The 11,318-nt window shown below is 63.7% G+C and carries 12 protein-coding genes; 10 read left to right on the top strand and 2 right to left on the bottom strand.

The window, feature by feature from the left end; all coding sequences use genetic code 11:
* From KGJ62_10290 to KGJ62_10245, 10 genes are all read left to right on the top strand, one after another.
* The coding region (locus KGJ62_10290; GenBank protein MDE2126967.1) for an RHS repeat-associated core domain-containing protein at window positions 1-693 on the top strand (693 nt) is incomplete at its 5' end.
* 406 nt (window positions 694-1,099) lie between these two features.
* Complete coding sequence (locus tag KGJ62_10285) at window positions 1,100-1,948, top strand: HEAT repeat domain-containing protein (GenBank protein ID MDE2126966.1); 849 nt, start codon at window positions 1,100-1,102, stop codon at window positions 1,946-1,948.
* A 315-nt stretch (window positions 1,949-2,263) separates the two neighbouring features.
* Entirely contained in the window at window positions 2,264-2,980 is a 717-nt protein-coding gene (locus tag KGJ62_10280; protein ID MDE2126965.1) for a HEAT repeat domain-containing protein, read from the top strand.
* Window positions 2,981-3,346: 366 nt separating this feature from the next.
* The gene (locus KGJ62_10275) at window positions 3,347-3,826 is read left to right on the top strand and encodes a hypothetical protein (GenBank protein ID MDE2126964.1); all 480 of its coding nucleotides are present in this window, start codon (window positions 3,347-3,349) and stop codon (window positions 3,824-3,826) included.
* Entirely contained in the window at window positions 3,826-4,359 is a 534-nt protein-coding gene (gene dtd / locus KGJ62_10270) for a D-tyrosyl-tRNA(Tyr) deacylase (protein MDE2126963.1), read from the top strand. Before KGJ62_10275 ends, dtd begins: the two co-directional genes overlap by 1 nt.
* Window positions 4,356-4,988 carry a tetratricopeptide repeat protein gene (locus KGJ62_10265; protein ID MDE2126962.1) on the top strand — a complete coding sequence of 211 codons (633 nt, stop codon included), beginning with the start codon at window positions 4,356-4,358 and terminating at the stop codon, window positions 4,986-4,988. The genes dtd and KGJ62_10265 overlap by 4 nt, the downstream gene beginning before the upstream one ends.
* Before the next feature lie 34 nt (window positions 4,989-5,022).
* Complete coding sequence (locus tag KGJ62_10260) at window positions 5,023-5,448, top strand: nuclear transport factor 2 family protein (protein ID MDE2126961.1); 426 nt, start codon at window positions 5,023-5,025, stop codon at window positions 5,446-5,448.
* Complete coding sequence (locus tag KGJ62_10255; protein MDE2126960.1) at window positions 5,445-6,704, top strand: hypothetical protein; 1,260 nt, start codon at window positions 5,445-5,447, stop codon at window positions 6,702-6,704. Before KGJ62_10260 ends, KGJ62_10255 begins: the two co-directional genes overlap by 4 nt.
* A 2-nt stretch (window positions 6,705-6,706) precedes the next feature.
* Entirely contained in the window at window positions 6,707-7,543 is an 837-nt protein-coding gene (locus KGJ62_10250) for an NAD(P)-dependent oxidoreductase (protein MDE2126959.1), read from the top strand.
* Between the two features lie 21 nt (window positions 7,544-7,564).
* Entirely contained in the window at window positions 7,565-8,686 is a 1,122-nt protein-coding gene (locus KGJ62_10245; GenBank protein MDE2126958.1) for a Gfo/Idh/MocA family oxidoreductase, read from the top strand.
* 38 nt (window positions 8,687-8,724) lie between these two features.
* On the opposite strand, the gene KGJ62_10240 is transcribed toward KGJ62_10245, so the two are convergent.
* The gene (locus tag KGJ62_10240) at window positions 8,725-9,252 is read right to left on the bottom strand and encodes an HNH endonuclease (GenBank protein ID MDE2126957.1); all 528 of its coding nucleotides are present in this window, start codon (window positions 9,250-9,252) and stop codon (window positions 8,725-8,727) included.
* A gap of 696 nt (window positions 9,253-9,948) precedes the next feature.
* Window positions 9,949-10,482, bottom strand: a complete 534-nt coding sequence (locus KGJ62_10235; GenBank protein MDE2126956.1) for a hypothetical protein — start codon at window positions 10,480-10,482, stop codon at window positions 9,949-9,951.
* Window positions 10,483-11,318 lie beyond the last annotated feature (836 nt).

Below are 11,318 nucleotides of genomic sequence, written 5' to 3'. Positions count from 1 at the left end.
CGCCGTGCGGGCACTTCAAGTATCTTCTACGCCTTCGATCCGCAGGGCAACCCGGCCGAAGAGGTCAACTCCAGCGATTCCGTTCTCGCCTCGTTCGACTTCGACGCCTTCGGCAGCCGCTCCATCTCCGGTACGGCAACCGATCCGTATTCCGGCTTCGGCTCACAGTTTGGGACCTATAGCGACACAGAAACCGGCCAGCACCTGCTGGGTTATCGGTACTACGACCCGGCAGAGGGCAGGTATGTAAACCGCGACCCCATCGGCATCGCTGGCGGGGTGAACGTTTATGGGGTTGTGGCGAATGATGCGGTGAACTGGGCGGATCCGGAACGGCTGCAATCAGCTGCTGCGGCCGTTTGGCTCGCTCGCGGTGGCGAGGGGGAGATCGCAGGCGGTGGCCCGGAGGACCCAGTCGCCGACTGCGTGGCCGTCGGCTGCGGCATTATGGCCATCTATTGCCTGGTCCATCCGCCACCGGTCCCGCGACTGCCAACCCTTGTGCATCCCTTTCCGCCGATCTCGATCCCGGCTCGTCCACGCCTGCTGCCCTTTCCGGCCCGCGGTAAACAGACGCGTACGGGTTGGCCCGGCAAGGATCCGGGCGACAAGGCCGGGCTGCATAAAAATGGAAGAAGTTCAAAAAAGAGAAGTGGCCCGATTGGCCAAAAAATGTATCCCCGCTCATACTAAAAGAGATAAAGCGGCATGAAAAAGCGATCGGATACGTGCACAGCCGAACAGGGTAGGCGCGCGCCCGGCGACACCAGCCTGATCGCGGCGCCTCCGGAAGTGCATGTTACAAGTCTACCACCCGTCAATCAGGCAGTTCTGGCTTTCCAGGCGGAGGTCGGCGCTTACCGCCCTACGTCGCGGGGTACTTTTCGGCGTGACCTCACCATAATGCGAAGGCGGGCAAACGGGCGCTCCGCTCCACCGTTCCGACCGCTGGCACGTCGCGAGGGACCGACGGGCGCGAACAAGTGCGGGCCGCGAACGCAGCGGAACACACTGTTGGGGCGGCCTCGCCGCAAAAGACGGGACAACTTAGTGCGAGGGTGTACCGATGATGGCTATTTATCTCCGAGTCCGCCCTCGCATGGCGGTTAACCCGCTGCATTCCGCGCTCCTGCGGCTCTATCGCCAAGGCGCTCCGTACTCCGTACGTATGCGCATCGTCGACCTCATCCGATACGATGAGGACCGGGCGGCCGAACTCATCATCGAGGCGATGGCGGATCCGAGCGCGGCGGTCCGCGCCGTCGCGGCGTCCAGGATGAATAATTCGGAGTACATCCCGCTGCTCACGGGGGCTGCCCTCAGCGACCCCAGTCCCGTCGTTCGGGCGACGGCCGTCAGGCGCCTCGGGAGGATCCAGAAGCAGTGGTGCGCGCCAGTCTTCCTCCGTGCGATTAACGACCGCGCGGGCTCCGTCCGAAGCGAGGCGGCAGCCGCGTTGGCGCTCTCAGGTTCAGCCGGTGGTATCGACGCCATACGCGGCGCGATGGCGGGTGAGCGCCACCGCTGCGTCCGGATCAGTTATTACGCGGCCCTGGTACAGCTCGGTGCACCGGAATGGCTTGGCGCCCTATGTGCCGAGCTGCGAGCGCCCTCTGCGGTTGCGCGGGCTCGGGCCGCGGCGCTCCTCGCCGCGGTCGCGACGGCCAAGACCGCCGAGCGGGCGATCGATGCGCTCGCAGCAGCGTACGGCCAGACAGCGGACTACGCGACGTGCGTGGCGCTCGCCGATGCGATTTGTGCTCTTGCCTGCGTTGGGAGCGGCGCGGCCGAGGCGCTTGTCCGCCTCAGCGGCCAGCGGCCCGCCGACGAGATTCTGAGCCGCGCGGTGGGCATTGCGTGGGCGAGGTCAGGCGGTACCGAAGCGAGTGCTGAAGCACTTACGGTCGGTGGGGCGGCGCGGTCCGGGGCTCCGCCGTCAAGACATTGAACGGCGCGAATGGCCGGCCTGAGGCCGCATATCGCGTGGAGTTTTCCGGACCCGTCTGCGAGGCAAGTAAGGGCCACGCGGGCGCACAGGACTTGAGATACCTGGCAGCGACCCTGCGCGGCTCGCGGATAGCTGATCGTGGCCCGTAAAGTCGTCGCGTCGAAAGCCGAGGAGGACCAACTGCTCCTCGACCGTTACCGCGCCTCCCGCAGTCCACGGGTTAGAGCAGCGATTGTCGCGAGTGTGAACGCACCGAGTCTGGCTAGCGTCGCCATTTTAAACCTCGCGATTCGGGACCGGAACGCCGGGATCCGGATGATTGCCGCAGATTACATGGCGGACGAACGGCACGTCGCTTCGCTGGCGGACGCGCTACGTCGCGATCCAGAAGCGATGGTGAGGGCATCGGCCGCCGAAGCTCTTGGGAGCATTGGGGACCCGGCCGGCGTCCCGGCGCTGCTTGATGCCCTGAACCAAACCTACTGGCTGGTAAGGGGCATGGCTGCGGATTCGCTCGGCAATTTCAGATCCATGGTGTGCGTGAAAGCGCTCAAGGCGCGTCTAGGGATCGAGCGCCGGCATTATGTGAGAATACATTGCCACGGCGCGCTCGTGCGCCTCGGATTCGATGAACACGTTGAGCCGCTGGCCGAAGAGCTTTATGCTCCCCGCCACACCGACCAGGGCGTCGCATCGACGGTCCTCGAAAGGGTGGCAACTCCAGTCACGGCAATGCGTATTGTTTCTGTAGCGCTGAAGTGCGTTGAGGTCAGGCGGCTCCGGTTCGCTGTCGAGAATAACTTCTCGCTCATCGCGCACCTTGCGGGCCCCGCGAACGGAGCAGCCGCGATGTTGGACGCGGCCGCTTGCGCCCTGACAGCGAACGAACGTGAGACCCTCGGGTGCTGCCTCGCGTTGGCCCGTTCCGGCGCCACGGCTCGGGCAGCCGCGATCATGGCCGCTATGGCGGATCAGGACGAGGTTCGCCGATGGCGTGACGAGTACTCCGAACTGGGGGATATTACACTTTGAGCATAGCGCGCCAACCGATCCGTATTCCGGGTTCGGTTCACGATCTTCGTACTATAGCGACAGCGAAACCGGCCTGCAGCTGCTCGGTTATCGGTACTACGACCCGGCAGAGGGAAGGTATGAATACCGTAACCGCAGTGGCACTGTCGGAGGGATGAAGGGTTAAGGTTACGGACGCACCGTTGCGGGGAGCCGGGCGGATGCAGAGGGTTGTGCGCCGTGATCGCGTATGGCGGTCTGCGAATCAGGATAAGAGAACCCGGGTTGTGCCACCAGTGCTCCGGGCACCCCTTCCACAGCAGTCGTGTTTCCGATGAGGCAGCCCGCGCCTCGGTGCGTGACAAGCCGTGCTGGTATACTGCGCGGGTGCCGAACCCGCTTCTTGAATACCGGAAGACACAGCGCAAACTGCGCGAAATCTTCGATCCGTTTACCGCATCGCACTGCGCAGCGTGCCCCACGCCCTGCTGCCGCCAGCCTGCGCGGATTGCTCCGACCGACATCCTGTTGGCCGAAGCCGCGGGCTGGCGGCCGCCAAATCATGGCTCGACCGACGCCGCCTCCGCAGCGGCCGGGGAAGCCGCCGCTGCGCTTACCGCCGCCGGGGACCCGGAAGGTGAGGGCGAGCCATGCCGCTTTCTTGGCGAGCGCGGCTGCTCCTTCCCCCACGATCTGCGACCGTTCGGGTGTACCACGTTCATCTGCCGATATATGTACCAGGATCTTGAAAAGTCGACTCTGGAACGCGCTCGACGCCTCGTAAGAATCCTCGCGCGGCAGCACGACGAGTTGATGAAACATGCCGCGGCGCACGCTCCGTCGCCGAAACCACGCAGGCGGCCCTGATGCGTGCCGTGGTCCAGCGCGTCTGCTCGGCTTCGGTCACGTCGGTGGACGATGGAATCGAAACGGTATTGGGCTCCATAGGCGCGGGACTAGCCGTACTGGTTGGCGTAGCGGCAACCGACGACGCCGACGGTGCAGAGCGACTCGCCTCCAGGATTCTGAACCTGCGGATATTTGTCGACACAGGCGGACGCCTGAACCGGTCGCTCCTGGAGACCGGAGGGCAGGCGCTTGTCGTCCCGAACTTCACGCTGTGCGCAGATTGTGATCATGGCCGCAGGCCCAGCTTTACAGGTGCTGCCCGCGGCGACATCGCGCGCTCTCTCTTTCAGCATTTCGCCGACACGTTTGACCGGCGCGGCGTTGTCACTGCTCGCGGCAGCTTCGGAGCCGATATGCGCGTTTCGCTGGTCAATGACGGCCCGGTCACGCTGATAATCGGGTCGCCGGCAGACCGCCATGATGCAGGAAATGAGCCTTCGGCAGGAGAAATCACGGTCAAATCGGCCACTCCGCGCGTAGAGGTATTGTGAACAACCGCACGAGCCAACCGCAGCAGACCGCCTGGGAAGAGGCGAAAACCATCCGGCGCGCCAACATGCACTATCGGCGCGCCGAAACGCTTCGCGTCAAAGGCGAGTTGGCGGCAGCCATCGCGCAGTACCGTATCGCCACCCAGGCTGCGCCCGAGAACGCCCACTACAGGTACCGACTGGGTGAATGTGCTGCCGCCGCAGGCGATCACGAAGAGGCGACGGCGCAGTTGGAAGCCGCTTGCTCGCTGGCCCCCCGCGACGGCTTCTATCGATTCAGCCTCGGCGAGGTGTATGCCAACGCCGGCCGCCATACCGAAGCCATTCGATGGCTGCAGCGTGCCATAGCCGCCGCTCCGGAGGACTCGTACTACACCATCCGCCTGGGCATCGTCTGCCTGCATGCCGGTTACATCCAGCAGGCTGTGCGGGCGTTCCGCCACGCAGTGGGACTTGAGCCCGATAACGCGGGCTACCACTCGCTGCTTGGCGATGCCTACGTTCAACTCGGCTATGAGCGCGAGGCGCTGCGCCACTACCGGCACGCCGGAAAGCTGGATCCCTACTTCGCCGCCGTTGTGGACCGGTTGCGCCGGCAGGCCGTCCGGGCCGGCGCCGCTGCGCCATAGGGTGGGGAAGTCGCAGGCTGCGGGAGAGAGCGCCATGATGGATCCGTCGCTGCCCGAACTTCTCCGCCTCACCGAGCCGGAGCGTGAATTGCTGAAGCTGGCGTGGGACATGCTGGCCGCCATCCACAGCGGCGACTTTGAGTTCTACGCGGCGCACTGCACGCCCGACCTCTCATGTTACGAAGATGTCTGCCCATACCGCATCGACGGGCTCGAGTTCCATCTCGACATGATCCGGGTACTCGGTTCCGATCCCTCCACGTTCCCGGTGCGGTTTGACCTGCTGACGCCGCGAGTGCAGCTTCTTGGCGATACCGGCGTGGTTACCTTTACGCGCCTCACCTCCCGGCAGAGCAACGGTGTGCCTCACTGGAGCACCTGCAATGAGACCCGCGTGTTTACGCGCTCCGATGGCACCTGGAAGATGGCGCACTTCCACCGCTCCGGCGTGCCGGGGTGAATGCTGCAATTGCCGAGCTCGCCGACCGCTCGCGGGGCAGCACGGCGGACCTGCTTTGGCTGGCGACAGAGCGCGGGGCGCAGCTGCTCCGCGAGGCCGAGGCGCTGCCGGATGATCCGCTGAAGCGCTCCCGCCTCTTGCGTCCACGATGGCCCGATGCACCGGTCGCCGCGGCGCTCTCGCTGCTGGCGCTTCGGCGGCGCGCGGATGGCCGTTTTCCGCAAGCCAACCGTTCGTTCTTCACGCGGGAATCACTCGAAATGGCCACCAGTTGGCCGGTTGCACGGTCGGTAGCTGCACGATTTGGTCCTGGCAGTTGCGTACTGGATGGCTGCTGCGGCGCCGGCGGCGATTTGATTGCGCTCGCTGCCCAGGGCTCAGTGATTGGCATTGAGCGGAACGAGCCGACCGCTGTTTGCGCGGCACTGAACCTTGCCCTTGCCGACCGGCCGTCACGCGGAGATGCCCGTGTGGTGTGCGGCGATCTGCTGGCATGCAGCTCAGGTAGGCTGCGCACGGGGGGTTATACGGCATTCTGGTGCGACCCGGCGCGGAGAACCACCACAGGCGGACGCACCCGTTTCGGCGCCGGTTACCGGCCACAGTTGCCGTTGGTGCTCGACCTTGCAAGGCAGTTCGAGCGGGCCGGCATCAAAGTGTCGCCGGCCATACCGGATGAGGAACTTGCTGCTTCGGAAGCTGCGGTGGAGATGTTCAGCTACCGCTTTGAATGCTGTCAGGCCGTTTTGTGGTTGGGCTTCGGCAGTTCAACGGCTCGCAGTGATCCACCCAGGTACACCGCAACGGTGGTTGGTTCGGACGGCTCGGCATCATCGCTGACGCCCGGTGATGCTGTGGCGCCCTCGACCGGTGAGATTGGGTCTGTGCTCTACGAACCGGACCCGGCAGTGCGCCGGGCGCATCTGGTGCACGAGTTGGCCGAACGCCTTCACGCCGGCCAGCCCGATTCGCAAAGCGCCTGGCTCACTGGTGAAGTCCCAGTGGCTGGGCCGTTTGCACGCTCGTGGCAGGTGTTGGAAGTCACCGATTTCTCCTCGAAGAGCATCGGAGCTGCGGTACGCCGCTTGGGGCTGCACGTGTCGGCGGTAAAATCGGGCGGTATGCCGTTTCATCTGGAGCCGCAGGAGCTGGCGCGCTGGAGTGAGCGTGGCGCGCCCGAATGCACCGTCATCTGCCTGCGCCGTAATGACCGGACCGTTGCCGCAATCACTCAACGACGAAACGAGCCAATCTGATTATGCGACTACTCTTGACGGGCAGTGAAGGCAACATCGGCAGATGGCTTACGCCGGCACTGGAGGCCGCCGGCCATCACGTGACGACGCTGGACGCTTCTGCGTCGGACCGACCGGGCCATATCGTGCTGACGCTGCCCGACTTCGATGGCGTAAGCCGGGCCGTTGCCGGCATGGATGGCGTGGTGCACGCTGCAGCGATCCCCGGCGACTCCGGAGGCACGCCCCAGGCAATCCACGCAACCAACGTGCTGGGTACGCTGCAGCTTTTGGAAGCGTGTGAGCGGGCAGGGACGGGCCGATTTGTATTCTTCAGCAGTGTGCAGGCGCTCGGCAACTTCGCCGGGCACCGTTCCGCATCCATTCTGCCGATAGCCGACGATTACCCGGCTCACCCGATGACCGCCTATCAGCTCTCCAAGCAACTCGGCGAGCTGGCTTGCGCCTGTTACACCCGGCGTACCGGCATCGTGACCCACTGCTTCCGACCCGTGGCTGTGTTACAGCCGAATCGCGGTCGAGTACGGAGCCTGGAAGAGGATGCGGCCACTTCTCACGGTTGGTGGCGCGACTATTGGGCGTGGGTAGATGTGCGCGATGTATGCAGTGCCGTGACGCTTTCGCTGGCAAACCAGACGGTGTCGCACGGAGCATGGCTCCTGGCTTCCAGTAGATCGGGAATGAATGAGCCAACCGCGGAGCTGGTGGACAGCGTCTACCCCAAAACGCCCTGGAGCATCGATCGAGCGGAGTGGCTGCGCTACGACGATCATCGCGGACTGGTCGACTGTTCAGCGGCCGCACGCGACCTGGGATGGCGCCCCGAGCATCCCTGGTGAGCCGCGAAGGAGGCGAGACGCATGCGTGTTGATATTGGCGTAGGCATCATCGGGAGTGGGTTCGTCGCGGATATTCATGCCGAGTCGTTTCAGCGGTATGTCCGTAACGGCGTAGTACAGGCCGTCGCGTCGCCCTCCCCCGGCAACGCTGCGCGACTCGCCGCCAGGCATGGAATCCGCGATGCGTACCTGGACTACCGTGCGCTGCTGGATCGCAACGACATTCAGCTCGTTGTGATTGCGGCTCCCAACGACCTGCACTGCAAGATGGCGTGCGACGCGGCGGCAGCCGGTAAACACGTCGTTTGTGAAAAACCGCTATGCCGCACGCTGGCCGAGGCCGACAGAATGATCGCGGCATGTCGCGAGGCCGGCGTGCTGCTGATGTATGCCGAAGAGCTGCTTTTCGCGCCGAAGTATGTCCGCGCCCGCGAACTGGCCGAGGAGGGCGCCCTTGGCCGCCTTTTCCTCGTGAAGCAGTGGGAAGAGCACAACGGGCCGCACATGCCCTGGTTCTGGGACATCGAGCGTTCTGGCGGAGGCGTGCTCCTGGATATGGGCTGTCACTCCATCGAGTTTGCCAGGTGCGCCTTCGGCAAGCCGCCCATCCAGAGCGTTTCGGCCGTGATGGGCACCTACGTACACGGCGCGAAAACGCGCGGTGAAGATCACAGCATTGTGATTGTGGAGTACGAGGGCGGCAGGGTAGGGATGGCGGAGAATTCCTGGGCCAAACCGGGAGGGGTGGATGACCGGGCCGAACTCTACGGCTCGCACGGCAACACGCGCGCGGATCTGCTGCGAGGCAACGCGCTCACCACGTACAGCGAAGTGGGTTATGGCTACGCCGTGGAGAAGGCAGGCTCTACGCGCGGCTGGACGTTTACGATGTTCGACGAAATCCTCAACTATGGCTTTCCGGCGGAACTGCAGCACTTTGTGAACTGCGCGCTGGGTATCGAAAAGCCCATCGAGACCGGAGAGGACGGGCGCACCGTGCTCGAGATTATCCTGGCTGCCTACCAGTCCGCCGGCGAGGGGCGTGCGATATCGTGGCCGTACGATGCACCGGAAGTCGAGAAGCCGATCGACCTGTGGCTCAACGGAACCGCCCACCGCGCGGCGCAATCTGCTTCCGCCTAACTGCCCACTGCGTTTGCCGCTCGGCCGGGGTTGGAGCCCTAGTTACAGACGTCTGGGAACGTTGGCAGATACGTGCGCCACACCGAGTTGCTTTGACCGGCGAGGTACTTGGTGAGGCTGATGTAGGGCACGTAGCGCGGGCGGCGCGGAGGTCGCCGCAGGTGCATGCCAACCACGTGCATCAGCTTGTCGCCCTTCCGCGCATTGCACTTGCGGCAGCAGCAGACCAGGTTCTCCCACGATGCGCTGCCACCCTGGCGTCGCGGCACCACATGGTCGATCGTCAACTCACGACTCGTGCTGGCGCAGTACTGGCAGGTGTACTGATCGCGCGCAAAGATAGTCCGCCGGCTCAACTTCAACTCCGGCAGTGGGCGCCGCACATGCGTGCGCAGTTTGACTACCGACGGCGGCAGCAGGCTGCCATCGGCGCGGAGGGGCGCGGCCTCCTCCATGGCGTGCAGCATCTCGGCTTTGCCGAGCACAACCATGATGACGGCACGCCGCACCGGGCAGACGTTCAGCGGCTCGTAATCGCTATTCAGTACCAGAACCTCGCCATGCATCTCAATACCACCCCCGAAACAGCGTACTGGGCGCGCATCCGCCGTCGTTCTCCGTATAAACAAAAACCCGCTCCAGGCTGGCGGCACAGAGCGGGTTTGCAGAGCGAGAACTTTTTTGTTGCTCGTGGTGCAGGTACCGCAGGTAGGCCAGGTTCTCCGGAGAGGCCGCCATGTGCCTTGCAGCATTCAGGCTGCTGCGCGAGGCACACCGGCCGACCCCGGATTGCATGGTATGGCGACTGGACAAGGTCATGATTGTTGAAGGCAAACGGAGCCTGTTTCACCCGCTATTATGCCGAGTTGAACTTTCGATGTCAAGTACGTGCGTTGTCCGTAATCCTCCAGCTACGCTGTCGGCTGGCGCCACACGTGCGTTATTGGTCGCCGTTTTCTCGGATTGGCTTCCGCAGCCAGTTTCAGGTGCCGTTGAGCGGTCGAAATATCGTGGGTTAGGGTCCGGTGCTGGCGCTTGTCCTGTCCATCTGGCGCTAGATTGCGCTGTTTGTGTTGCGACTGTATACGCCTCGCGTGAAAATGCGCTCCGAATCTCGCGTCGAGTTCAGTTGTCGGCTACTCTGAGACGCGCCGGCGTCTTGTGTGGTTGCTAGGTCATGTACTGCGCAACCGCCCTTTCTCTGATGACTGCGACCAGCTGCGCAACACGGATCCCAATGTCGGAGTCGCTACACGCAGCCTCTACGGTACCCAGATCGTCACCGGGTTAGCATTTTCCGTCGTGGCGGGGTCGCCCGGCACAACGGCAGGGCCAGCGGTGCCATTCGGGGGGCCAACCGCCGCTCCAAACAAACCGTCGGTTGGATACGTGACCACCGTGTACATTCCGGTTGCGAGGTCCGGGCTGTATTCGGTGACACTCTGCGACGTGCCGGGCGCGACGTCAACGGTAAGCACATCTGTGCCAGAGGTCCCCCCAGAGGGCGGCGGCTGGATGGCCGTAACCTTGCCGTCAGCGCTGGTTGCCGTCCCTATGAAGAGCGGATCCCCCGTCCACCACACGCTGCCTTTTGTGCCGTTGGCCACCGTGAATGTTATCGACAGGCACCTGGTCCCAGAGAAAGTAACTACCGCGACAACCTGGCTGAACGTGATGCCGTCGACCGTCCGGGGACGTGACGTGCGACTGACTGCGGCCGGGCCGGCGCCGCCGCCGCATCCCGAGCCGACCACGGTGGCTGCAAAGATCGCAGCCGCAAGATAGGCGCTCTTCATGGCTTGCTTTCCTTCTGGGGGATGAATGGGGGCGTGTCAGTACCCGAAATAGAACGGATAGATGATGGCCGGCGCGAACTGGTGTGGTTCCGGGCAGCGCCGTGCACGCATTCCCGCCATAATGAAGACGCTGGAACTTGGCGCCGAGCGGAAATGCCGGATTCCGAACAGCAGCACGCACAGGAGGGTCAACGCAAGCTGATTAAACGGCCAAGTCGGACGGGCCGCGTTGCGTTGCGTTGCGCGGCTGCCTGAAGTGTTCCGGTCCATCGGCGCTGCTCCGTTGAATCCCAATTTCGGCCCTTCGACACCGGTCTACCACAAATACAGCCGGTTGGCGTACCCGGAGCATTCTACAGATCAAGGTATGGCATAATCCCGGCAAATGCCGCCGGCATGCAACGCGTAGGGTCAACCTTAAGCTTGATCGGAATACGACGGTATTCAGGCTTCATTTACTCACCATTTCAGTGAGTAAATTCAACGCGCGAATCGCCGGTTCCGCGTTCACAGACGGTCCCAAACTATTATTGGTGGAGGATCACGGTTGCCTCAGGTTCGACTCAGACTAGTATCCAGGATCGTGCTAATACGATCGGGCCGCCCGTGCCATTGTGGATAGCAGCCCGTGATCAGGATGTAGCCGCGTCGTCCGCACGGCCGGCATGGCATCGGCTCCGCGCGCGGTCGATCGCATACGCGGCGGCTTCATCCGCTCCGCCACAACGGCTTTACGGGCCGCCTCCACCGCGTTACAGCCAGTCATCCTTCCTGCCTGGAGGCACGTGGGATAGTTCGTTCGGGCTCAGTTACACAGGATCTGGCCGCGCTCTTTC

The sequence above is a fragment of the Armatimonadota bacterium genome (assembly GCA_028871815.1).
Classification (GTDB): Bacteria; Armatimonadota; Chthonomonadetes; order Chthonomonadales; family Chthonomonadaceae; genus REEB205.
This window is presented reverse-complemented; position numbering and strand designations above follow the sequence as displayed.